The organism is Streptomyces sp. NPDC026301 (assembly GCF_055567935.1).
On sequence record NZ_JBVHPN010000007.1, the window covers coordinates 324492 to 348013 of the forward strand.

Consider the following 23522-nt stretch of genomic DNA (forward strand, 5'->3'; position numbering starts at 1 on the left):
GGCACTTACTCGGTGTCCGCTAATCGGTGTCCGCTACTCGGTGTCCGCCGCCGGGAGGGTGTTCGTGCGGGACACCTCCGCGTACCACCGGGCGCTGGCCTTCGGGATGCGGCGCCCGGTCGGGTAGTCCACGTACACCGCGCCGAAGCGCTTGCTGTAGCCGTAGCCCCACTCGAAGTTGTCCAGCAGCGACCACAGGAAGTAGCCGCGGACGTCCACGCCGGCCTCGATGGCGCGGTGCACGGCCGCCAGGTGGCCGTGCAGATACGCGATCCGGTCCGGGTCCCGCACCTCGCCGCTCGGGTCGGCGTAGTCGTCGCACGCCGCGCCGTTCTCGGTGATCATCAGCGGCAGGTCCGGCGCGTCCGCCTTCAGCCGCAGCAGCAGGTCGTACAGGCCGCTTGGATCCACCGCCCAGCCCATCGCCGTCGTACGGCCCGGCGGACGGTGGAAGACCACGTCGTCGGCGCCCGGCCAGGGGCTGTGGCCGCTCTCGCCGTGGCCGTCGGCGGAGTGGTCGGGCTCCGTGCCGTCCGCCGCGGACACCAGCGTCGGCGTGTAGTAGTTGACGCCCAGGAAGTCCAGCGGCTGCTGGATGGTCGCGGTGTCGCCGTCGTGCACGAAGGACCAGTCGGTCAGCCGCGCCGTGTCGGCCAGCAGGTCGTCCGGATAGGCGCCGTGCAGCAGCGGGCCGGTGAACACCCGGTTGGCCAGGGCGTCGATACGGCGCGCCGCGTCCGCGTCCTGGGGGCTGTCGGTACGCGGCCGTACCTGATGGACGTTGAGCGTGATCGCGATGTCGGCCGCGGACGGCAGCGCCGCGCGGAGCGCCTGGACCGCCGTGCCGTGCGCGAGATTGAGATGGTGTGCGGCGCGCAGCGCGGCGACCGGTTCGGTACGCCCCGGCGCGTGCACCCCGGAGGCATGGCCCAGGAAGGCGCTGCACCAGGGCTCGTTGAGGGTGATCCAGGTACGGACCCGGTCGCCCAGCGCGTCGGCGGCCAGCGCCGCGTACTCGGCGAACCGGCCGGCGGTCGCCCGCTCCGGCCAGCCGCCCGCGTCCTCCAGCTCCTGCGGCAGGTCCCAGTGGTAGAGCGTGACCACCGGCTGGATGCCCTTCTCCAGCAGCTCGTCGGCCAGCCGCCGGTAGAAGTCCAGGCCCTTCTGTACGGCGGGGCCGCGCCCGGTCGGCTGGACGCGCGGCCAGGACAGCGAGAAGCGGTACGCACCCACGCCCAGCTCGGCCATGAGGGCGACGTCCTCGCGCCAGCGGTGGTAGTGGTCCGTCGCGATGTCGCCGGTGTCGCCGTTGCGCACCTTGCCCGGCGTGCGCGCGAAGGTGTCCCAGATGGAGGGCGTGCGGCCGTCCTCGGCCGCCGCGCCCTCGACCTGGTACGCGGCCGTGGCCGTGCCCCAGAGGAAGCCCGGCGGGAAGGAAAGGCCGGCGGCGGGGCCCTGATCAGCGGCGAGGAGAGGGTGCGGCGCTGCGGCTGTCTCCGAGCGGGCGGCGGTCTGCGATGCGGTGGTCAAGGGTGTCCTTTCGGGAGAAGAAGAAACGGGGGAGACGGAAGCGGGCCGGGCGGTCATCCCTTCACCGCGCCCTGCATGATCCCGCCCACGATCTGGCGGCCGAAGACGATGAACATCGCCAGCAGGGGGAGCGTTCCGAGCAGCGCGCCCGCCATGATGAGCGACTGGTCGCGGACGTACCCCGCGCTGAGCTGGGTCAGCGCGACGGGGACGGTGGGGTTGGTCATGTCCAGCGCGATGAATGGCCAGAAGAAGTCGTTCCACGCGTGCACGAACGTGATCATGAAGAGGACGGCCATGGCCGGCCGGGCGACCGGCAGCACGATGCTCCAGAAGATGCGGAGCGAGTGCGCGCCGTCCACCCGGCCCGCCTCGACCAGCTCGTCGGGCAGCGCCTCGGCCAGGTACTGCCGCATGAAGAACACGCCCACCGCGCTGACCAGGGTGGGGAAGATGACCGACGGCAGCTGCTGGCCCCAGCCCAGCTCGCTCATCATCATGAACAGCGGCACGACGCCCAGCTGCGGCGGCACCATCATCGTGCCGATGACCAGCATGAGCAGGATGTTGCGGCCGCGGAAGCGCAGCTTGGCGAAGGCGAAGCCCGCGAGGGTCGCGAACAGCACGGTCGACAGCGCGATGACGCCTGCCACGATCAGGCTGTTGGCCATGGCCTTGCCCAGCGCCGCGTCGTTCCAGGCCTTGCCCAGGTTCTCGAAGAGGTGCGGGCCCGGCAGGAACGGCGGCGGCGTCTGCGACACCCGGGTGTTGTCGCTGGAGGCCGCCACCAGCGTCCAGTACAGCGGGAACAGCGAAGCGAGCGTCGCGACGGCCAGCAGGACGTAGGCGACGGGGCCCGCGTGGTGCTGACGTCCGGCGCCGGGCCGCAGGGACAGCCGGCGGCGGGCCGGGGGACGCGTAGGGTGCCCGGCGGTGCGCGGGCGCCGGTCCGCCGCCGGGGCCTCGAGGCTGTCGGTGGTCATCACTGGCTGCTCCTGGACAGGACGTGCCGGCGGCCGGCCGGGCGGGAAGCGAGGCGCTGGACGACGCGCTGCACGACGAAGACGAGGATCAGCAGCAGGAACATCGCCCAGGCGATGGTCGCGGCGCGCCCCATCTGGTAGTTCTTCCAGCCCTCCTCGTAAAGCAGCAGGCCCAGGGTCTGGTACTGGTTGTCGGCGCCGCCGGTGATGCCGTTCGGGCCCTGGCCGAAGATCAGCGGCTCGCCGAAGAGCTGGGTCGCGCCGATCGTGGACAGCACGATCGTGAAGACGACCGTGGACCGGATGCCGGGGATGGTGACCATCCGGAACTGCTGCCAGCGCGAGGCGCCGTCGAGCGCGGCGGCCTCGTACCGCTCGTCCGGCACGGCCTGCATCGCCGCCAGGTAGAGCAGCGCGTTGTAGCCGGTCCAGCGCCAGATGACGATCGAGGAGACGGCCAGCTGGGCGGCCCACTTGTCGTTCTCCCAGTTGACCGGGTCCATGCCGACCAGCCCCAGCAGCCAGTTGATCATGCCGAAGTCGCGCTCGAAGAGCATCGTGAAGACCAGCGCGGCGGCGCCCACCGACGTCGCGTACGGCGTCAGCGCCGCGACCCGGAAGAAGGCCGAGCCGCGCAGCCGGTAGTGGAGCAGGTGCGCCAGGCCCAGCGCCATCAGCAGCTGCGGGACGGTGGAGAGCACGCCGAGTGTGAAGGTGTTGGCGAGCGCGTTCCAGAAGCGGTCGTCGCCCCACAGCGCCGTGAAGTTGTCCAGCCCCACCCACTCCATGAGGTCCATGGAGGACAGCTCCACTTTGTGCAGCGAGATCCACGCGGTGTAGAGCAGCGGATAGAAACTGAACGCGGCGAAGACGACGAAGAACGGGGCGACGAAGGCGTACGGGGCGCCGCGCACGTCCAGCCGGTGCCAGAACGTACGCCGCCGATAGGTCTGCAGGGCCACCGGGATCCTCCTGTATCGGTCGGGTGCCGGCGGTCAGCCGGTGGCCTTCTTGACGCGCTCGTCGGTGGTCTTCCAGGCCGTTTCGGGGCTCTTGTGCTGTGCCTCGATGAGCGTCAGGCCCTGCGAGAAGATGTCCTTGATCGTGCCGTCCTTGCGGCCGAGCACCTGCTTGTCGGGGATCTCCCGGGCGGCGACGCCGAAGATCTCGCCGATCGGCGCCGCACTGAAGTACGCCGACTTCGCGTGGGCCACTTCGGGTGCCTTGAGGGCCTTCTCCGACGACGGGAAGTTGCCGAGCTTCTCGAAGAGGTACGCCTGCTGCTCGGGCGCGGTGAGCCACGCGACCAGCTTCTTCGCCTCGTCCTTGACCGGGCTCTGCTCCATCACGCCGAGGAAGGAGCCGCCCCAGTTGGCGCCCTTGGGGGCCTTGGCCACATCCCACTTGCCCTTGTTCTTCGGGCCCGCCTTCTCGCTGATGTGGGCGAGCATCCACGCCGGGCACACCGTCGTGGCGAACGTACCGTTGGCCAGTCCCGGGTCCCAGCCGGGCTGGAACTGGCGGAGCTTGGCGGTCAGGTCCGAGGAGGCGGCGTCCGCAGCCAGGTCCCAGGCGCCGGTGACGACCGGGTTGTCCTTGTAGATCAGCTTGCCCTTGGCGTCGTAGAACTGCTGGGAGCTGCCGTAGATCATGGCGTTGAACAGACCGCTGGCGCTGTCCATGAAGGCCACGCCGTCGCCCTTGAAGCCGGACTTGAACTTCCGCCCCGCGTCGACGTACTTCGACCAGTCGCCCGCCCACAGCTCCGCGACCTTCTCGCGGTCGGTGGGCAGCCCGGCCTTGGCGAACAGGTCCTTGCGGTAGCAGACGGCCATCGGGCCGATGTCGGTGCCCAGGCCGATGACCTTCTTGTCCGCCGTGCTGACCTGGTTCCGCTTCCAGGGCAGGAAATGTCCGGTTCCGGGGACCTTCGACAGGTCGGCGAAGGTCGCCGCCCGGGTGTCCACGAGCTCCTTGGCGCGCCCGACCTCGATGCCCTGGATGTCCTTGAGGCCGCTGCCGGCGGCGAGATGGGTCTGCAGCGCGGTGTAGTACGTCTGCTCGTCCCCGGCGATCTCCGCCTTGATGGTGACGTTCGGGTGGTCCTTCTCGTAACGCTCCAGCAGGCCGGCCTCCTTGAAGCCCATGACGCCGTACAGGCCCATGGTGATGGTGACCTTGCCGTCCTTGATCCCGCCGCCGGTGTCCGAGGCGCCGCTGCCGCCGCAGCCGGCGACCAGGCCGAGCGCGGCGGCGGCCGACACCACCGCCAGGGATCTCCTCGTCATCGTTTTCCGAACGCTCATCGCCGTTCCCCTCCCAGGCCCATGCCGATGTGGGTACGTTCCCATTCGCCGCTGGACGGCGCTGGGAACGTGCCCACCGATGTTTCGGAAGAGTGACCGCAGTCGGGGTGATGTGTCAATGACTTGAACACAGACGAGAGTTGACGTTCCGCTCGGCACAGTGCCCGAAGGCTGTACGGAGCGCGCCGGAGGTCTGGCACAATGCGCTGGTGAACGGGGCGGGGACGGGACACGGCGGGGGTGGCGCGATGGCGGGCGGACAGCGGCCGACGATAAAAACCGTGGCGGCACGCGCCGGCGTCGGCCGCACCACGGTCTCACGCGTCATCAACGGCTCGACGCTCGTCAGCGACGAGGCCAGGGCCGCCGTCCTGGCCGCCATAGCCGAGCTGAACTACGTACCGAACTCCGTCGCCCGCGGCCTCGTCACCAGCAGGACCAACTCCATCGCCCTGGTCATCCCCGAATCGGAGTCCCGGCTCGGTGCCGAGCCGTACTTCGCGGCCGTGATCCGCGGCGTGAGCACCGGCCTCGCCGACACCCGGACCCAGCTCCAGCTGATCCTCGTCCGCGACCAGGGCGAGCGCGACCGGCTCACCGCGTCCGTCGCGGAGCGGCGGGTGGACGGCGTCCTGCTGGCCTCCGTGCACGAGCACGACCCGCTGCCCGCGCTGCTGGAGGAGATGGGCCTGCCCACCGTGCTCGCCGGCCGCCGCTCGCCCGAGGAGTCGCTCAGCCACGTCTGCGCCGACAACGCGGGCGGCGCCCACGCGGCCGTACGGCACCTGCTGGAGCGCGGCCGCACCAGGATCGCGACGGTCACCGGACCGATGGACATGGACGTCGGCCGCGGCCGGCTCCAGGGCTGGCAGGACGCCCTGCGCGCGGCCGGCGCGCGGCCCGAGGAACGGCTCGTGGCCCGCGCGGACTTCACCGAGGAGGGCGGGCGGGCCGCCGTGCGCACGCTCCTGGACCGCGTCCCGGACCTGGACGCCCTCTTCGTGGCCTCCGACGTGATGGCGGTGGGCGCACTGAGCGAGCTGCGCGCCCGCGGGCGGCGCGTCCCCGAGGACGTGGCGGTCGTCGGCTTCGACGACTCCTTCCTCGCCCGGCACACCCACCCGCCCCTGACGACCGTCCGGCAGCCCGTCGAGGAGCTGGGCACCACGATCGCCCGCGTCCTGCTGCGCGAGATCGCCGACCCCGCGGCACCCCGGCAGCGGCTCACGCTGCCGACGGAGCTGGTGGTCCGCGAGTCGTCCTGAGAAGCCAGGTGACGGGTCAGTCGCGCCGTATCGGACCGATGCGCTCGTGCGAGACGGCGAACGCCGCGAAGTCCGCGTAATCCGCGTCCGGCGTCGCCCAGCTCGGGTCCGAGCCGCCGAAGAAGGTCGAGAAGAACACGCCCTCGATCTGCAGTTTCTTCGTGGTCCGGAACTCCAGGTCGTCCTTGCGCAGCACCCGCCGGCCGTCGAGGAACACCTCCACCGAACCGTCGTCCTCGCCCGGCGTGTTGAGCCGTACGGACTGCTCCACGCAGGTCCAGCGGCCGACCGGCCACTTCCACTTGCCGCGGCCGAGCGAGGTGCCGTGCTCCACGGAGGTCGGCAGGTACGCGTACACCTCGCCCCGGCCCTTGCGCCGCCACATGTACCGCGTGGACAGGCCGTTCTCGCCGTCGGGGATGTGCCGGCCGCCGGTCACCGAACCGCCGTACAGGCCGGGCAGCTTGCCGCCCTTGACGAAGTCGAAACCCTTGGGGAAACGCAGGTAGTAGCGCAGATGGAGGGCGTCGGTCGGGCCGGAGCGCAGCGGCAGGTACAGCTGCGCGCCGCCTTCCGGGCGGCCGTAGCGGCGGGCGACGGTGGGGCTGGCCGAGCGGGCCGGATAACGCACCCGCAGCACGGGCCCGTACAGCGGATGGTGCCGCAGCGCGGCGCGGGACAGGCCGAAGGAGCCGTCCTCGCGCGGCCTGAGCCGGGAACCGAAGAACCGGGCCACCGCGGCGGTGTCCCAGTCCAGGGACGAGCCGGGGGAGGGGTCGTCCGTTTCCCGCGGCGGCGGGGGTTTCTCGTCGGAGCCGGAGCACGAGGCGAGGAGGGCGGCCAGCGAGGCCGCTCCCGCGGCGACGAACGTCCGACGGTCCATGGGCCGGGTGCTCCTGTCCTGGCTCGGGGGCATCGGCCGCCCCGCCGCACGGGCGGCGGGACGGCCTGCTGTCAGGCGGCGGCGATCCGGTAGGTCACCGCCGAGCTGCTCGCCTCCTTGGCGCGCAGGGTCAGGGTGCCCTTCGAGTCCGCCTTGCCGGTGGCCACGGTACGGCCGTCTGCGGTGAGCTTGTACGAAGCGCCCGATTTCAGGCCAGTTGCGGTGAAGGCCGCCGAACTGGCCGAGTCCAGCTGCACCTTGACCGGGTTCTGGTCGCGGAAGGCGATCGACCCGGGCGAACCCTTGACGGTGTACGTCAGCCCGGACGGCGCGGTGTTCCGGTCGAAGGTGGTCCCCGCGGTCTGCTGGGTCAGCGCGCCGGAGGCCAACGTGCCGGTGAAGGTGTTCCCGCTGAACGTCAGGTTGTCGCTCTGCCCGAGCTTGAGGACGTTGCTCCCGCTGCCGTCGAAGGTGTTGCCGGTGAACTTCAGCCGGGCCGGCCTGCCGGTGTCGTTGGTGTACACGGGCTTGTCCGAGCCCTGGTACGTGTAGACGGCGTACTGCCCGCTGTCCGTGACGGTGTTGTTCGTCATGGTGATGTCCTGCGAACCGACGCTGTAGCGCAGCCCGAACTTCGCGCGCGTGACGGTGTTGTTCTCGATGACGTCGTCACTGCTGTCGAAGACCGCGATGCCCGCGCCGTTGGGCTGGTCGTGCACGTTGTTGTCGCGCACGACGGAGTCGGTGACGCCGCGGTGCAGCATGATGCCGTGCACCTGGTTGTCCGACGCGTCCTCGTCGCCCGGCGGCAGGTAGGGCGGGATGCCGTTGTGGTCGCTCTCGTTGCCGACGATCTCCAGGTGGTCGCACCGCTGGGAGCAGATGATCCCGTGATTGCCGTTGTCGTGCGCGTGGTTGTTGGTGATCGTCAGGTGGTCCGAGTCGTCGTGCGGGTCGAGCCCGTACGCCACGTTGTGGTCGTACTCGTTGCGGTCGAACGTCATCCCGTAGGCGCCGAAGGTGTAGGTGCCCATGTAGTTGTGGTGGAAGCGGCTGCCGATCTGGTCGCCGAGCACGTCCAGCCGGTCGCAGACGTCCTGGTGGTCGATGTCGCAGCCGCGGGCCTTGTACGCCACGCCGTAGCTCTCGGCCGCGTAGTAGCCGAGGTACCCGATGTCGCTGTGGTAGATGTTCATCGTGGACTGGCGGGGCGTGCCGTCGGTGTCGAGGTAGGACAGCGCCCGTATGAAGGCCCGTCCGCGCTCTCCGGTGCCGGCCGAGGTGTCCTTGTCCGGGCCGTTCGCCTTCTCGTCCCAGGAGGTGATCTCGGCGCGGTCGATGTCGATCGTGCCGTACTGCGCGGTGATGGAGGCGACCTCGGTGGGCCCGCCGCCCGCCGGGCTGTTGAGCCGCAGGGTGTCGGTGTCACCGCCCGCCGCGGAGCCGTGCAGCTCCAGGGTGGCGCCGTTCTGGACGACCAGGTTGGCGTCCAGCTGCCAGGTGCCGGGCGAGCCGTCGACCTGGTGCAGGGGAGCGCTCGGGCACTGCGTGCTGATGCCGGACGGCGACGACGTGCCGGACATGAGGTAGAGGGTGTTGGTACTGGAGGCGTACCGCACCTGTCCGGAACAGGCCGCGGCCTGTGCGGGCGGGGCGAGCACGCCGGTCAGGCCGGTGACCAGCGTGCCCGCGGACAGCAGGACGATGCCCGCGCGCAATGCTCTTGTGACGCCGGATGATCGGTCGGTCATGGTGTGCCACTCCTTCTCCGGCCGCCGTCCGTTGCGGGCGGCGGCCGGTATCGGCAGCACGGCTGACGATGCGTCAGGCCGTGTTCTCTACGTGCCCGGCGACCTTGGCCCGTGGGGTGCCGCGGTGCCGGACGTGATGGAGGGTCTGCAGGACGACGGCCAGGGCCAGGGCCACCAGGGCCGCGAAGCCGAGCCAGGGGAACGGCGGCAGGGTGATCTCCGTCTTCCCGTGCCGGGCGACCTCGCCGTCGCCGTCGAGCGCCACCGGGGCGCGGACGCGGGAGTCGGTGAGGTCCAGCATCGATCCGGCGTCCGCGTCGATGCCCTGCCGCTCGGCCAGTACGTCCACGGACTTCCCGGAGGCACGGACGTGCTGCGCGAGGTGCATGCCGCGGTGCGAGCTGCCGATCGTCACGTCCTCCAGGCGCGCCGCGGCACCGAGGTCGACGGCCGTGGTGCCGCCGGACAGGGCGCCGCCGGTGACCCGCAGCCCGGGGGAGCTGGAGGCCAGGCCCTTGCGACTGGCCTCGCTGACCCGCACGTCGGACAGTGTGATGTGCCGGGTGGTGGCGGAGGCCAGCACGCCGGTCTCGCCGCCGTCCACCCGTACGCCGTGCAGCGCGACCCGGTCGGCGTTGCCGCCGATGGCGATGCCGGTGCGGTTGCCGGTCAGGGCCGTGCGGTCGATGCGGACGTGCGAGCCGGTGATGCCGATGCCGCGGTCGAAGCCGCCGACACTGCCACCGGAGACCGTGGCCCCCTCGATGCCCTCGGCCAGCAGGATGCCGGGCTCGCTGCCGTTGTGCCCCGTCAGCTCGGGTTCCTGTACGGAGACGGTGCTGTTGCCGCCGGAGACGCGCACCGCGGCGCGCGACGAGCTCTCCACCGTGGCCTTGTGCACGACGCACTGCCGGCAGGACGTCAGGTCGATGCCGCCGCCCTGGTCGAAGTGGGAGGTGGGGGAGGTCAGCCGCAGGCCGCGCTGGAGGGTGGCCTTGATCCCGGCGCCGTCGTTGTCCCGGGTGTCCAAGCCGGTCAGGCTGCGGTTGTCGGTACCGCCGAGGGCGATGCCCGTACGGCCGTTGGACTCGGCCGCGAGGCCGCTCGCCTTCGTGCCGCGGTCGCCCTTGAGTACGATGCCGTCCTCGGCGGCCCCGGTGGCCGTGACGTTTTTCAGCGTGACGTCCTTGGAGCCGGCCAGCCGCAGCCCGGTGTAGTTGTCCTCGAACGTCGTACCGGTCGCGGATCCCGTACTGCCACGGGCCCAGGTGACGCCCGACTGGTCGGCGGTCGCGGACTCGCCGACCCGGCCGAACCCGCTGACGGTGGCGTTGCGGAAGTCCATCCGGCCGCCCGCGCCCATCGAGAGGTACGGGCGTCCGAGCGCGCTCGCGGGCGCGGGGCTGGAGCCGTCCTCCGCGACCGAGGCCAGCGTGGTGCTGTCGACGTCCAGGGCGGCCCGGCTGCCGCTGATCCACGTGCCCGACCTGGCCGTCCGCCCCGCGGTGAGCAGGACCTTCTTCGTTCGGTCGTCGATGCGCAGGATGGTGTCGGGAGCGAGCAGCATCGCGGTACGGATGCGGACGGTGGACGGCCGGCCGGGCTCGGAACCGATCCACTCCCGGCCCGCGTTGGCGGCCAGCCAGCCCAGCGAGACGGACGGCGTCCCCGGATACAGCCGGCGCACGACGACGCCGTGGCTGAGCAGGCTCACGCTGCGCGGCCGCAGCACCATCAGCCGGTCCGGCTCCCCGGTGCGCTGCCATGCGGCGACGTCCTCGGGCAGGTCGGCGGCCGCCGCCGGCGCAGTCTGGACGCCGAGGGCCAGGACGGCCGAGAGGGCGGCCGCGGCCGCCCCACAACGGTGTACGTATGTCATGCGCCTGCCTCCGAACCTGCGGCCTGCGGCGAGGTCCGCACCGCGACACCGTTGACGACGGACACCTGCCGGGTCAGCCAGCGCTGCCTGCGGATGGTCAGCAGGGCACAGATCTTCACCCCGGCCATCAGGAACGACACCAGCACGAAGCCGGGGACGAGGAAGAACGACGACGGCCTGCGCACCAGGTGCGGAAGCATCTTCATCGCCCGGCTGATCCACCACCAGGCGGCCAGGCAGGCCACGAAGAACCAGTCCTGCCGCACGATCGCCCAGGTCATGAAGACCGGCGCGAACAGCAGCGTGAAGCTGCTCACCGCCTTGTCGGCCATGGTGAAGGCGAGGAACGGATGGCGCCGGATCCAGCGGGACGACAGCGCTCTGAGGTCTGATCTCCAGGTGTTGCGGGACCAGCGCAGCCGCTGCTTCATGAAGATCCGCAGGGTGCCGGGGAAGGTCGACCAGACCCGCGCCGAGCGCTGCATGTACGTACGGTGGCCGCGCGCCAGGGTCAGTGTGGTCAGCCGCTTGTCGTCGCCGGACATGCACGGCACGCCCATGAACGTCTCGGTCATGAACTCGTCGGATATCTCCAGCAGCAGCTCCCGGCGGTAGACCGCGGTCCGGCCGGAGAGGCAGGAGACGGCGCGGCCCACGGCGGTCTGGGCCGCGTTCTCGTCGAAGTACCGGTAGTCCAGGTACATGTCGTTGACCCGCTGCAGGAAACCCCGCGGGTTGTAGACGTTCTGGCGGGTGCCGACGCCGCCGACCTTGGGGTCGGCGAACGGCTTGCACACCTCGGCGGCCACGTCGTCCGCCCAGATGGTGTCGGAGTCCACCAGCGCGACCAGGTCGGTGCTGCACGCCTCCCAGCCGCGGCGCAGCGCGTCGCGTTTGCCGGGGACGTCGGTGATGACGACGGTCACGGGATAGCGGGCCGCGACCTTCTGGCACGCGTCGTCGGTGACGTCGATGACGAGGACGACCTCCTCGACGTCGTTGGCCAGCCAGGATTCGATCGCGTGCGCGAAGATGTCGGGATCTTCCTGGTACACCGGGACGACGATGCTCAGCGGCAGCCGGAAGTCGTTGCGCACCGGGCGGTACAGGGCGGCCGGCGCGCGGCGCACGAGCCAGCAGCTCCAGCGCACCAGGCCCAGGATGCCCAACGGCAGGTAGACCAGGTAGTACCGGAAGTCGTAGAGCGTGGTGTCTAGTAGGGCACTCATGGTTCCGTTCTCGATGACGGGTGAGCCGAGGCCGGGCAAGGGGGGAGGCGAAGCTCTGAGGGAGGAGTTCGGCGGGGACCGTCAGGCCAGTTCGGCGGTCAGCTCGTCCGCTTCCCGGTCGGTCCGCTCGGCCAGCGTGTCGTTGACCTGGACCACGGCCTTGAGCAGCGGCATGTCCAGGCTCAGCGACGCGGCGAGGCCGAGGAATCCCTGAGTGTCCTTGGGCAGGCACACCCCGCCGTACGGCGCTCCCCCGCGGATGCCGTAGAGCGGGTTGTACGAGCCCTCGGCGGACCGGGCCACGGTCTGCGCGATGGGATCGAGGTCCAGCCCGAGGGTCTGGCTCACCAGCCACATCTCGTTCCAGAAGCTGATCTTCGTGGCGTTGTAGATGTTGTGGGCGCACTTGACCAGCTCGGCCGCCGCCGGGTTGGAGAAGGTGCGCAGCTCCCCGCCGAACGGCGCCAGCAGCGCGGTCAGCCGCTCCACCGTCCGGTTGCTGCGGGAGGCGATCACCGTCATCCACGGGTGCCGGAAGTCCTCCAACGCCGTGGCGGCGCGCAGGAATTCGGGGTTGCCGGCCAGCGAGAAGCCCTCGCCGACCGACTTGCCCGAGTGCTTCTCCAGCAGGGTCTGGACGAGACCCTCGGTGGTGCCCGGCGGCACGGTGGAGCGGACGACCACGACGTGGTGGCCGGTGGCTTCGGCCAGGGCCGCGCCCACCGACGCGGTACCGTCCTCGAAGGCGGTCAGGTCGTAGCGGTGCCCGACGTTGGGCGTGGGCAGCGTGAGGAAAATGAAGGCGTCCGGTTCATTTCGCAGATCGAGCACGTCACGCGCGTCCAGATCCTGCGAGCGCAGGTATTCGAGCCGCTGGTGCGAGATGTCGATGAAGGTCACCTCGTGGCCGGCGTGTAAAAAGCCCTTACCGGTGGCCGTCCCGACGACGCCGGAACCCACGATGAAAATACGTGCCATGGTGCTGTCCTCCTGGTGGATGTGCGTCCTGGACGCGACGCGAAAGTGGTAGCGAAAAGGGTGCGGCCCGGAGGGAACCGATCCGATGTCACGGCCGTCGGAGCAATGGCGCGCGGGGCGGGCCCGCGCGTTCCGGTGAGCTCGGACGGGACAGTGCTGCCGGGTGCGTCAGGCCCCCCTGCCTGATCAGCATGTATGCATCCTCCGCCGGACGGCGCCTGTACGACTGCGTGACGATGTGAGCGCTGAGTCGCACTCTGCACTCATCGGGACGGACAGTACAGAAGCCGACTTACTGATAGGGCAGGAAATTGCCGTGAATCCTGAATTCCGTATGCCCGGCTCCGGTACGGGCCGGAAGGCATCGATATCCTGCAGAAAAGCGCTGATCGGAGCGGGAAACCGGCAGGCCGGAACTCCGGCCGGTGAGCCGGGCGTACGCCGTGGCCTCGATGCGGGCACCGGGGCATGACAAGCGTTTTCGTGGACTGCGTGCCCAAGCCATCGAATTCAGCAGGTTGTCCGAATCGTCGAGAGCGGCGGGACCGGTAATCAGACGCGCGGAAATGCGTATTCCGCGACGCAGTTCGGAGCGCCCGTCACGCCCGTCCCTGCCGCCCCCTCGGCAGCGCGCGACGGAGCAGGGCCGCGCCGCGCTGACCTGGGCGGCGGGGCCGCGCGGCGGGTCCAGCGCGGTGCGTGGCGGCGCGTTGCACTCCGCTGGCCGGAACCGTCACGGCGGGCCGTCCTTCAGAACGCCGCCTGGGCCGCGGCCTTCTCGCGCGCCGCCGCGGCCCGCGCCGGATCGCCGAGCTGCTCCTCCAGCCGGGCCTGCGCCGACCAGTTGTACGGGCAGACGGGGCGCAGCTGAATGCGCTCGCTCAGCAGCGTGCGCGCCAGCTCCGTACGGCCCGCGCGCAGCGCCGCCTCGACCAGCGTGCGCTGCACGGCGTCGCGCTGCGCGTGACTGCCGCCGAAGCGGTGCAGCCGGTGCCGCACCGGCAGCAGCAGGTCGGCGGCGCGGCCGTACTCCTGCCGCCCGTACGCGATCAGCGCCCGGCACACCGGCAGCCCGATGTCGGCGGTCATCGCGCGGTTGGCGACGGCCGGCGCGGCCCCGGCCAGCCACCGCTGCCGGTCCGCCACCAGCCGCTCGGCCAGGCCGATGCGGCCGGCACCCACGTACGCCATGACCGCGTGCGCGTCGTTGAAGGCGTAGTGCGCGCCGTCGTCGCGGCGCTCCCACGCGTCGGCGAGCCGCGCCCACCGCGCGCTCTGCTCCTCGCCCGCCAGGTACAGCCGCCACAACAGGGCGGCGGCGTCCAGCAGTTCCATGGCGACGCCCGCCGACTCCTCGTGGTGCAGCGCCGCGTCGTAGATCTCCAGTACCCGTGCCGCGTCGCCCAACTCCAGTGCGTACAGGGCGTAGTGCCACCAGTTGTGCACGGTGAGCAGGGTGCCGTCCGCCCAGTGGTCGGTGCGGGCGTCGAGGAAGCGCATCCCGTCCGTGCTGCGGCCCCGCATCTCGTAGCTGTGCACGACGCCGTGGATCGCCCACACGTCGCCCGGATGGCGCGCGAGCGCTTCGAGGCCCGCCTCCTCCGCGCGCTCGTAGTGGCCCGACTCCTCCAGGCCGAACGCGTACATGCCCAGCAGCGGGCCGCGGTGCGGGTCGTCCGCCTCCCAGGCGCCCAGCGCCCCGCCGACGCGGTCGCGCAGGCGCTGGGCGTCCCCGGTGAGGAAGTCGTGCTGGTGCCCGGCGAAGAGCGCCAGCACATCGCGTGGATGGGCGACGGTGAGGTCACCGAGCAGGCGGCCGGCGCGGTGCAGGTCCCCGTCCAGCCAGGCGCCGGCGGCGGCGAGATGCATCCGCTCCCGGGGCGTGAGGGGGTCCTCGTCCAGACCGGAGCGGAAGCGGAGGAAGGTCTCCCGGGCCGCGGCCGCGTCCTTCTCCTCCGTACCCAGCACGCCGAGGTACGCGGCCAGCACCTGCGCCATCACCGACCGCGGTGCCGCCGCCAGCGCTGACCGGGTCGCCCCGACCACCTCGGGCCGGAAGAACACCAGGTGGTCCAGGGCCCGTTCGTAGTGGACGAGCGCATCGGCGCCGGTGTGGCTCATCCGGTGCCCGTGCCGGTCCGCTGTCATAGGTCCCTCCTGCGTAGCCGGTCCGCCTGCCCTCAGCGATGGTGGACGACCGGCGGCCGCCGGGAGCGGAATCCGGTCCCCGGGGGCCACCACCCGTACCAGGCCAACGACCACCGCCCCTGCTCGGACACGATCCGGACACCGGCCGTCCGCCGCCGGTCCGCGCGCGGACGCCGCGGCCGCGCCGCCACCAGCACGCGCACGGCTGCCGCGGCCGCCCGCCGGCCGGGCCGTTCCCGGGCCGGTCCGAGGCGATTCGGTCAGCGGGGCCGGGGCCGGAAAGCGGGGGCCCGGCCCGCCGCGCGGCACCTGCCTGTGCCCACGCGGCCCAACCGCCGCGGCAGTCACCGGACATCCCGGGAGGTGCATGGGCCCGCATCGCCGCGGAAGCGGCCGGAACCGGGCACCGGGGCCCGCCGGTCCCGTCACCCCGAGCGCGGGCGGAACCCGTGCGGGCGGTGCCGCCCGGCCACCTCTTTGCCGGACCGGCAAGAAAGCTCGCACCCGCCGCGCGGCCGTCCGATGATCACGGAGAGCGGGAACCGCTGATCACGGAAAGCGGGACCGCGCCCGCCACCGCCTCAGGAGGAGACATGCCGCAGCCCACTCCCGTACCGACACCGCAGCACCGCCTGGTCCGCACGCCCGGCGGCCGTATCCATCTCGTGGAGCAGGGCACCGGCCCCCTGGTCCTCTTCGTCCACGGCTTCCCGGAGTCCTGGTACTCCTGGCGCCACCAGCTCCCGGCGCTCGCCGCGGCCGGCTTCCGCGCGGTGGCCGTCGACGTCCGCGGATACGGCCGCTCCTCCGCGCCCGCCGCGGTCGACGCGTACCGGATGCTGGACCACGTCGAGGACACCGCCGCCGTCATCGAGGCCCTCGGCGCCGGGAGCGCGGTCGTCGTGGGCCACGACTGGGGCTCGCCCATCGCCGCCCACACCGCGCTGCTCCGGCCGGACCTCGTCACGGCCGTCGGGCTGCTGAGCGTGCCGTACGCGCCTCGGGGCGGGCCCCGGCCGACCGAGGCGTTCGCGGCGCTCGGCGGCGACGAGGAGTTCTACGTCGGCTACTTCCAGGAGCCCGGCCGGGCGGAGGCCGAGATCGAACCGGACGTCCGCGGCTGGCTGGCCGGGTTCTACGCCGGGCTCTCGGCCGACACGATGCCGCGGGGCGGCGAGGGCAGCCTCTTCTTCGTGCCCCAAGGCGGCCGGCTCCGCGACCGTTTCCCCGTCGGCGTCCTGCCGTCCTGGCTCACCGAGGCCGATCTCGATGTGTACGCGGGGGAGTTCGAGCGGACCGGCATGACCGGCGCGCTCAACCGCTATCGCAACGTCGACCGGGACTGGGCGGACCTCGCCTCCTGGGACGGCGCTCCGGTCACCCAGCCCTCGCTCTTCCTCGGCGGCACCCTCGACGCCTCCACCACGTGGATGCGCGAGGCCATCGAGGCGTACCCCACCACCCTTCCCGGCCTGGTCTCCTGCCATCTCCTGGAGGGCTGCGGCCACTGGATCCAGCAGGAGCGCGCCGACGAGGTGAACCGACTCCTCATCGACTGGCTCCGTTCCACCGAAGTCGGAGTCGGCTAAATCACACACCCGTGTGCGGCCGCGGACCGAGGGATTCAGCAACGGGACGCGCCCGCCGTCCCTCGCGGCACTCGCGACGGCGGGCGGTGGGGCGCACTCCGGTGTTGACAGCGGAGGGCGCGCGCGGGCGCGTGCTCATTCAGTGCGCGCCCGCCCCTCCGGGACGTGGCGTGTGAGGCCGCTCGGTTCCGTTGTTCTCTCCTGCTACCTGCACAAACACCTGTGGGTGAACCGCTTCACGCCGAGTTCGGCCACCGGATGGTTCCCGGGTCCGGGCGTGCTTAACCTGCTGTCACCACCTATGCGCGTCTCGAGGGGGAGCCGTGCTCATGACGTCGATGCAGGGTTACGACAGGCTGGTTGGTAGGGGGGAAGTGTCCGGGTCGGGGGGCCCGGGCGCTCACGGGGAACGGGGGGAATTCCAGGATCACTCGCCGTACGACAGGCCGGCTCCGGCCGTGCGCGCCGCGGGGGCGTGCACGGTGACCGTGCTGCCGCGCCGTGTCTCGTCGCGCCGGGTGACCGCTTTCGCGCCCTTCGGGCGGGCCGCGGAGAGCCGCCGCACGCGCCGGTTCGACCCGGCGCGCAGCAGACGACTCACGATGTGCGGATACCTTGACCGGGCCGCCCTGAAGGCCGGCTTCACCGGCCGGGCCGTCGACCCGGACACAGCGCAGGGCCTGGACACCGTGCCGGGCCGCGGTCACCGCACCGAGGATCCCCGCCCCACAGAGGATCCGGGCCACGCCGAGGACGACGGCGAGAGCGATCAGCACGACCGCACCGGAACCCGAGCAGCGCACGCCTTCGCGGCGGGCGCCGGTCGTCCGCCCCTTCTCTCCGTGCCTCGCGGCCATTTCCTCTCCTGTCCGGGGAGCCGGCCGCCGAGGGCGTCGATGATTCCGCCGTACTGGCGGCAGAGCTGTCCGGGCCCAGCGCCCCGCCCCGATTCCGGCTCGCCGCGTACGGATTCGCACCAGTCCCCCCACCGCACAGGCGAATGCATTGAATTCGCGCACCGCTGACGACATTGACTTACAAGGAGCTCACGTGGTGGGAAAACCTGTCGAGATTTCGACAGCGGATCTGGTTGAATCTTCAACAATTAATCATGGGAATACCGCGCCGGAGGCGACCGGCACCGAGCGCATCCTCGCCGAGGTGCTGGCCGGCCTGGTGAGCGCCGAGCGGGTGCCGGTCGACAGCCACTTCTTCGACGACCTCGGCGCGAACTCCCTGGTCATGGCGCAGTTCTGCGCGCGGGTCAGGAAGCGCGGCGACCTGCCGTCGGTCTCCATGAAGGACATCTACCGCCACCCGACCATCCGCAGCCTGGCCACGGCCCTGCCGGCCGTCCCGCCCACCGCCACCGAAGAGCGGGCGCCGGCGGTCCCCGAGGACCCGGCCCCGGCCGGCAGCACGCCGCGGTACGTACTGTGCGGCACGCTCCAGCTGCTGATCTTCCTCGGCTACTCCTACCTCGCCGGACTGGTCACCGTCCGCGGCTACACCTGGGTCTCCGCCGGCTCGGGACTGGCCGACATCTACTTGCGGTCGGCCCTTTTCGGCAGCGCCGGATTCCTCGGCCTGTGCCTTTTCCCGGTGGCGGCCAAATGGATTCTCGTCGGCCGCTGGAAGACCTGCGAATTCCCCGTCTGGAGCCTGGGCTATCTGCGTTTCTGGACCGTCAAAGTACTGCTGCACGCCAACCCGATGAGCCTCTTCGTGGGCAACCCGCTGTTCGTGCTGTACCTGCGGGCCCTCGGCGCGCGCATCGGGAAGAACGTCACGATCCTCTCGCACTCCGTGCCCGTCTGCACCGACCTGCTGACCATCGGCGCCGGCACGGTGATCCGCAAGGAGGCGTTCTTCCTCTGCTACCGCGCGCACGCCGGACGCATCCAGACCGGCCCCGTCACCCTCGGCCGCGACGTGTACATCGGCGAGCGGACCGTCCTGGACATCAAGACCTCGATGGGCGACGGTGCCCAGCTCGGCCATGCCTCCGCGCTGCAGAGCGGCGAGGCGGTGCCGGCCGGGCAGCACTGGCACGGCTCGCCCGCGCAGCGGACCGAGCTGGACTACGTACGGGTCGCGCCGGCGGACTGCGGCACGCTGCGCCGCTTCGGTTACGGCTTCCTCACCCTGGTCCAGGTCTGCTTGATCTACACGCCGCTGGCCGTCGGCGCCATGTACATGCTGCTGACGGAGGTCCCCGCGCTGGGCAAGTGGCTGGGGCCGGGCACGGAGGGCCTCACCTCGGCGGAGCTGTACCTCGACGCGCTGGTCATCTCCGTCGTGGTGTTCTTCGGCTTCACCTTCCTGGGCATGATCTGGCTCTTCACCGTCCCGCGCCTGCTGAGCCTGCTGGTCCGGCCGGACCGGACCTATCCGCTGTACGGCTTCCACTACTCGGTGCACCGGGCCGTCGCCCGGATGACCAACGTCAAGTTCTTCAAGTGGCTCTTCGGAGACAGCTCCTACATCGTCCCCTACCTGCGCTGCCTCGGATACGACCTGTCCCGCGTCGAGCAGACCGGGTCGAACTTCGGCGCCGGCATCGCGCACGAGACACCGTTCCTGGCGAAGGTCGGCAGCGGCACCATGGTCGCGGACGGGCTGTCGGTCATCAACGCCGACTTCTCCAGCACGTCCTTCCGCGTCTCCCGGGCGGAGATCGGCGCCCACAACTTCCTCGGCAACTTCATCGCCTACCCCTCCGGCGGCAGGACCGGAGAGAACTGCCTGCTGGCGACGAAGGTGATGGTCCCGCTCGACGGCGAGATCCGCGAAGGGGTGGGCCTGCTCGGCTCGCCGAGCTTCGAGATCCCGCGCACCGTCGAGCGCGACACCCGCTTCGACCACTTCCGTACCGGCGACGAGTTCCGCCGGCGCCTCGGGATGAAGAACCGGCACAACATCACCACGATGGGCATCTTCCTGCTGCTGCGCTGGGTGCACGTCTTCGTCCTCACCGTGTTCGCCGTCGCGGCCGTCGAACTGTACGGCGTGGCCGAGCAGTTGCTGATCGCGGCGTACATGGCGCTCAGCATCGCTTTCACCACCGTCTACTTCGGCCTGCTGGAGCGGGCCATCCTGCGCTTCCGCCCGCTGCTGCCGCAGCTGTGCTCCATCTACGAGCCGTACTTCTGGTGGCACGAGCGCCTGTGGAAGGTGCCCGACACCCACTTCAACGTGTTCAACGGCACCCCGTTCAAGAACCTGCTCTGGCGGCTGATGGGCGTGCGGCTGGGCCGGCGGGTCTTCGACGACGGCTGCTACATAACGGAACGCACCCTCACCAGCATCGGCGACGACGCCACGCTCAACACGGGGAGCAAGATCCAGTGCCACTCGCAGGAGGACGGCACCTTCAAATCCGACCACATCACGATCGGCGCCGGCTGCACGCTGGGCATCGGCGCACTGGTCCACTACGGCGTGACGATGGGCGACGGCGCGGTGCTGGCCGCCGACTCCTTCCTGATGAAGGGCGAGGAGATCCCGCAGCACGCACGATGGGCGGGAAACCCGGCCGCCGAGACGCACCGGGCGCCCCACCGGACCGCATGAGGCAGCGACCACCGCACCCGCCGGACGACGCGCACCGCGGTGCGCCGACGCGGGCTGGCGAGGAATCGACGACAACGACCGCACCGCTTCGGACAGCGGCGCGCCGCACCGCGACAACGGTGCGTGGAGGGGGAAGATCCCATGGCAATGCCGGCTGAGAGCGGTCGGGAATTCTGGCGGGGTGTACTCGTGGGAGGCGGCGTCACCGCGCTCCCGCGGTGGACCCGGCATCCGGTGCCGGGCGTCGCCGAGCAGGTGGCGAGCGTCCCGGCCGAGGTGGTCACGGCGGTACGCCGGCTGGCGGAGGAGCTGGCGGTGCCGTTCGACTCCCTCCTGCTGGCCGCGCACGCCAAGGTGCTCGCGGCGCTGGCGGGCGAGCGGGACGTGGTGACCGGGCATGTCGCCGTACGGGACGGCCGGCCGCTGCCCTGCCCGCTGACGACCGGTGCCGGCACCTGGCGGGCGCTGGTGCACGACGTGGACCGCGCCGTCTCCGAGCTGCTGACGCACCGTGAGTTCCCGGTCGACGCCCTCCGGCGCGAACTGGGCGTGACCGGGCCCGAGTACGAGACGGTGTGGGACCCGACCGGCGGTGCGGGCGAGCCGACCGGGGACACCGTGTTGTGGGTGGGCGTCACGGCACGCGGCGGCGAGGAACTGGTACTGCGGCTGCGGTACCGCACCGAGGCGCTGGACGCGGCGTGCGTGGACCGGATCGCCGGCTACCACCGCCGCGCGCTGGCGCTGCTGGCCGCCGGGCCCGACGCCGACCACACGCGGCAGAGCCTGCTGTCCGCCGGTGAACTCCGGTACCAGCTCGATGAGTTGGCCGGGCCGCGGCGCGAGCTGCCCGACGCCCGCTTCCACGAGCTGTTCGAGCGTCGGGTACGCGCCCACCCGGACGCCGTCGCCGCCGTACAGGGCACGCGGCAGTGGACGTACCGGGAGCTCAACGCCCGCGCCAACCGGCTGGGGCGTGCCCTGCTGGCCAGGGGCCTGCGCCGGGAAGGCGTCGTCGCCGTGGTGACCGAACGCAACCTGGACTGGATGGCCGCCGTGCTGGCGGTCTTCAAGGCCGGCGGCGTCTACCTGCCCGTCGAGCCGCACTTCCCGGCCGACCGCATCGCCACCACGCTCTCTCGCGCGCAGTGCGGCCTCGTGCTGACCGAACCCGGCAGCACCGCCACCCTGGACGAGGCGCTGACCGCCGTGCCCGGTGCCCGCAAGCTCCTCATCGGCACCGCGTACGAGGAAGGGCACACCGAGGACGACCTCGGGATTCTCATCGAGCCCGACCAGCTCGCGTACATCTACTTCACCTCCGGCTCCACCGGCGAGCCCAAGGGCGCGATGTGCGAGCACGCCGGGATGCTCAACCACCTCTACGCCAAGATCGAGGACCTGGGCATCGCCGAGGGGCAGGTGGTCGCCCAGACCGCGCCCCAGTGCTTCGACATCTCGCTGTGGCAGCTGGTCTCCGCCCTGCTGGTCGGCGGCCGGACGCTGCTGGTCGGACAGGACGAGGTGCTGGACGTCCAGCGGTTCGTCGACACGGTCGCCGCGGGCCGGGCCGGCGTGGTCCAGGTCGTCCCGTCCTACCTCGAAGTCGTCCTGTCCGCGCTGGAGGCCGCCCCGCGCGAACTGTCCGACCTGCACTGCGTGTCCGTCACCGGCGAGGCCCTGAAGATGGAGCTGGCCCAGCGGTTCTTCACGGTCCTGCCGGGCCTGAAGCTGGTCAATGCCTACGGCCTCACCGAGACCTCGGACGACACCAACCACGAGGTGATGGTCCGCGCGCCCGAGGGCGACCGGGTGCCGCTCGGCCCCGCCGTGCGCAATGTGCGCGTCCACGTCGTCGACGACCACCTCGCCCCGGTACCGCTCGGCGCCCCCGGCGAGATCGTCTTCTCCGGTGTCTGCGTCGGTCGCGGCTACGTCAACGACCCGGAGCGGACCCGGCAGGCGTTCCTGCCCGACCCGCACCACCCCGGCGCCCGGCTGTACCGCAGCGGCGACCGGGGCCGGTGGCAGGCGGCGGGCAAGCTGGAGTTCCTCGGCCGCCGGGACACCCAGGTCAAGATCCGCGGCTTCCGCATCGAGATCGGCGAGATCGAGAACGCGCTGCTGCGGATGGCCGGCGTACGGGACGGCGCCGTGGTGGTCGCCGAGCGCGCCGACCGCAGCAAGCACCTGATCGCCTTCTACTCCGGGCGCGAACTGGAGGTCACGGCGCTGCGCAAGGGGCTGGGGGAGTCGCTGCCCGGCTACATGGTGCCCGCCGCCTTCCACCATCTGGACAGCCTGCCGCTGACCGCCAACAGCAAGATCGACCGCAAGGCGCTGACCACGCTGGCCGGCCGGCTGGGGATGGCCGAGGAGGACTACCACGCGCCGCGCACCGCCACCGAACGGCGGCTGGCCGCCGCCTGGTCCACCGTGCTCGGCATCCCGCAGGAACGCATCGGCCGGCGCGACCACTTCTTCGACCGCGGCGGCACCTCCCTGTCGGCGGTGAAGCTCGCCGTCACCCTGAAGCGCGCCGTCTCCCTCAAGGACGTCACCCGCCACCCGGTCCTCGCCGACCTGGCCGACGTGGTCGACGGCCGCTCCGTACGCCGCGAAGGACTGCTGCACGCCCTCGCGGAGCCGAGCGGCGGCACCGCCGGGGCGCTGGTGTGCTTCCCGTACGCAGGCGGCAACGCGGTCAACTTCCAGCCGCTGGCCCGCGCCCTGCGCGGGACCGGGCGCGCGGTCTACGCCGTGGAGCTGCCCGGGCACGACCTCGCGGCGCACAGCGAGCCGTTCGCGCCCCTGGAGGAGGTGGCCGAGCAGGCCGTCACCGAGATCGTCCGGCGCGGCCTGGACAACGTACTGCTGTGGGGCCACTCCTCGGGCACCGCCTTCGCGGCCGAGACGGCCCGGCGCCTGGAACGGCGCGGTGTGACCGTCCAGCGCCTCTTCCTCGCCGCGCAGCTGCCCGGCGACGCCGCCGCCCGGCGCGCCGCCATGACCGTGCTCGCCGGCCGCGACAACGCGCGGATCGCCGCGCAGCTCTCGGCGGAGGGCGGCTACACCGAACTGGAGGAGCTGGACGCCCAGCGCGCCGAGCACGTCGGCGCGGCCTACCGCCACGACTGCCTCGCCGCCCACCGATACTTCGCCGGCCTGCTGCAGGACCCGCCGGCGGAGAAGCTGTCCGCACCGGTCACCGTGGTCGTCGCCGCCGACGACCCGGCCACGGCCGACGCCGGCCTCCGACACCACGACTGGCAGCTGCTCGCCGAGGACGTGGAACTGCACGAACTGGCCGACGGCGGCCACTACTTCCTGCGCACCCGCCCGGACCGGGCGGCACAGGCCGTACAGGCCGCCGCTTTGTTGGCTTCTTCTTGATAACAACGAAAGGAA

Annotated in this window: 15 protein-coding genes; 4 read left to right on the forward strand and 11 right to left on the reverse strand. The window is 71.4% G+C overall.

Annotated elements, in window-relative coordinates; all coding sequences use genetic code 11:
• Window positions 1–33: 33 nt before the first annotated feature.
• Genes ACZ4MH_RS14990 through ACZ4MH_RS15005 form a run of 4 tightly spaced genes read right to left on the reverse strand, consistent with a single transcriptional unit; the run spans window position 34 to window position 4819 of the window.
• Window positions 34–1530, reverse strand: a complete 1497-nt coding sequence (locus ACZ4MH_RS14990; RefSeq protein WP_351594291.1) for a GH1 family beta-glucosidase — start codon at window positions 1528–1530, stop codon at window positions 34–36.
• A gap of 53 nt (window positions 1531–1583) precedes the next feature.
• A complete protein-coding gene (locus tag ACZ4MH_RS14995) occupies window positions 1584–2513 on the reverse strand; it encodes a carbohydrate ABC transporter permease (RefSeq protein ID WP_351594289.1) in 930 nt (309 codons plus the stop codon).
• Window positions 2513–3481 (reverse strand): carbohydrate ABC transporter permease, encoded by a 969-nt coding sequence (locus ACZ4MH_RS15000; protein WP_467754525.1) that lies wholly within the window; start codon window positions 3479–3481, stop codon window positions 2513–2515. The genes ACZ4MH_RS14995 and ACZ4MH_RS15000 overlap by 1 nt, the downstream gene beginning before the upstream one ends.
• 27 nt (window positions 3482–3508) lie before the next feature.
• Window positions 3509–4819 carry an ABC transporter substrate-binding protein gene (locus tag ACZ4MH_RS15005; protein ID WP_467754519.1) on the reverse strand — a complete coding sequence of 437 codons (1311 nt, stop codon included), beginning with the start codon at window positions 4817–4819 and terminating at the stop codon, window positions 3509–3511.
• A gap of 248 nt (window positions 4820–5067) precedes the next feature.
• On the opposite strand from ACZ4MH_RS15005, the gene ACZ4MH_RS15010 reads away from it, so the two are divergent.
• Complete coding sequence (locus ACZ4MH_RS15010) at window positions 5068–6084, forward strand: LacI family DNA-binding transcriptional regulator (RefSeq protein ID WP_351594379.1); 1017 nt, start codon at window positions 5068–5070, stop codon at window positions 6082–6084.
• 16 nt (window positions 6085–6100) lie between these two features.
• Here the strand turns inward: ACZ4MH_RS15010 and ACZ4MH_RS15015 are convergent, their stop codons facing one another.
• The 6 genes from ACZ4MH_RS15015 to ACZ4MH_RS15040 all read right to left on the reverse strand — a co-directional run bounded on the left by ACZ4MH_RS15015 (window position 6101) and on the right by ACZ4MH_RS15040 (window position 14952).
• Window positions 6101–6967 carry a polysaccharide lyase gene (locus tag ACZ4MH_RS15015; RefSeq protein WP_351594280.1) on the reverse strand — a complete coding sequence of 289 codons (867 nt, stop codon included), beginning with the start codon at window positions 6965–6967 and terminating at the stop codon, window positions 6101–6103.
• 71 nt (window positions 6968–7038) lie between these two features.
• Complete coding sequence (locus ACZ4MH_RS15020; RefSeq protein ID WP_351594277.1) at window positions 7039–8718, reverse strand: right-handed parallel beta-helix repeat-containing protein; 1680 nt, start codon at window positions 8716–8718, stop codon at window positions 7039–7041.
• A gap of 73 nt (window positions 8719–8791) precedes the next feature.
• Window positions 8792–10597, reverse strand: coding sequence for a right-handed parallel beta-helix repeat-containing protein (locus ACZ4MH_RS15025; RefSeq protein WP_351594274.1), 1806 nt, complete (start codon window positions 10595–10597; stop codon window positions 8792–8794).
• On the reverse strand, window positions 10594–11826 hold the full coding sequence (locus ACZ4MH_RS15030) for a glycosyltransferase (RefSeq protein WP_351594271.1): 1233 nt from the start codon (window positions 11824–11826) through the stop codon (window positions 10594–10596). The genes ACZ4MH_RS15025 and ACZ4MH_RS15030 overlap by 4 nt, the downstream gene beginning before the upstream one ends.
• 81 nt (window positions 11827–11907) lie before the next feature.
• Window positions 11908–12804, reverse strand: a complete 897-nt coding sequence (locus ACZ4MH_RS15035) for a 2-dehydropantoate 2-reductase N-terminal domain-containing protein (RefSeq protein WP_351594268.1) — start codon at window positions 12802–12804, stop codon at window positions 11908–11910.
• 750 nt (window positions 12805–13554) lie between these two features.
• Window positions 13555–14952, reverse strand: coding sequence for a tetratricopeptide repeat protein (locus ACZ4MH_RS15040; RefSeq protein ID WP_351594265.1), 1398 nt, complete (start codon window positions 14950–14952; stop codon window positions 13555–13557).
• Between the two features lie 593 nt (window positions 14953–15545).
• On the opposite strand from ACZ4MH_RS15040, the gene ACZ4MH_RS15045 reads away from it, so the two are divergent.
• A complete protein-coding gene (locus tag ACZ4MH_RS15045; RefSeq protein WP_351592143.1) occupies window positions 15546–16541 on the forward strand; it encodes an alpha/beta fold hydrolase in 996 nt (331 codons plus the stop codon).
• 427 nt (window positions 16542–16968) lie between these two features.
• Here ACZ4MH_RS15045 and ACZ4MH_RS15050 read toward each other — a convergent pair whose 3' ends face one another.
• Complete coding sequence (locus ACZ4MH_RS15050) at window positions 16969–17142, reverse strand: hypothetical protein (RefSeq protein ID WP_351592146.1); 174 nt, start codon at window positions 17140–17142, stop codon at window positions 16969–16971.
• 449 nt (window positions 17143–17591) lie between these two features.
• Here ACZ4MH_RS15050 and ACZ4MH_RS15055 point away from each other — a divergent pair, with 449 nt between their 5' ends.
• Window positions 17592–20114 (forward strand): Pls/PosA family non-ribosomal peptide synthetase, encoded by a 2523-nt coding sequence (locus tag ACZ4MH_RS15055; RefSeq protein ID WP_467754520.1) that lies wholly within the window; start codon window positions 17592–17594, stop codon window positions 20112–20114.
• Between the two features lie 141 nt (window positions 20115–20255).
• Window positions 20256–23507: a non-ribosomal peptide synthetase gene (locus ACZ4MH_RS15060; protein WP_351592149.1), complete on the forward strand. Its 3252-nt coding sequence runs from the start codon at window positions 20256–20258 to the stop codon at window positions 23505–23507.
• Window positions 23508–23522: the final 15 nt, after the last annotated feature.

Excerpts from the sequence above, each read along its gene's own strand:
- ACZ4MH_RS15030 (WP_351594271.1), bottom strand. The coding sequence starts at position 11,826 with ATGAGTGCCCTACTAGACACCACGCTCTACGACTTCCGGTACTACCTG.
- ACZ4MH_RS15025 (WP_351594274.1), bottom strand. The coding sequence starts at position 10,597 with ATGACATACGTACACCGTTGTGGGGCGGCCGCGGCCGCCCTCTCGGCC.
- ACZ4MH_RS15040 (WP_351594265.1), bottom strand. The coding sequence starts at position 14,952 with ATGACAGCGGACCGGCACGGGCACCGGATGAGCCACACCGGCGCCGAT.
- ACZ4MH_RS15045 (WP_351592143.1), top strand. The coding sequence starts at position 15,546 with ATGCCGCAGCCCACTCCCGTACCGACACCGCAGCACCGCCTGGTCCGC.
- ACZ4MH_RS14995 (WP_351594289.1), bottom strand. The coding sequence starts at position 2,513 with ATGACCACCGACAGCCTCGAGGCCCCGGCGGCGGACCGGCGCCCGCGC.
- ACZ4MH_RS15020 (WP_351594277.1), bottom strand. The coding sequence starts at position 8,718 with ATGACCGACCGATCATCCGGCGTCACAAGAGCATTGCGCGCGGGCATC.
- ACZ4MH_RS15015 (WP_351594280.1), bottom strand. The coding sequence starts at position 6,967 with ATGGACCGTCGGACGTTCGTCGCCGCGGGAGCGGCCTCGCTGGCCGCC.
- ACZ4MH_RS15005 (WP_467754519.1), bottom strand. The coding sequence starts at position 4,819 with ATGAGCGTTCGGAAAACGATGACGAGGAGATCCCTGGCGGTGGTGTCG.
- ACZ4MH_RS15010 (WP_351594379.1), top strand. The coding sequence starts at position 5,068 with ATGGCGGGCGGACAGCGGCCGACGATAAAAACCGTGGCGGCACGCGCC.
- ACZ4MH_RS15035 (WP_351594268.1), bottom strand. The coding sequence starts at position 12,804 with ATGGCACGTATTTTCATCGTGGGTTCCGGCGTCGTCGGGACGGCCACC.
- ACZ4MH_RS15060 (WP_351592149.1), top strand. The coding sequence starts at position 20,256 with ATGGCAATGCCGGCTGAGAGCGGTCGGGAATTCTGGCGGGGTGTACTC.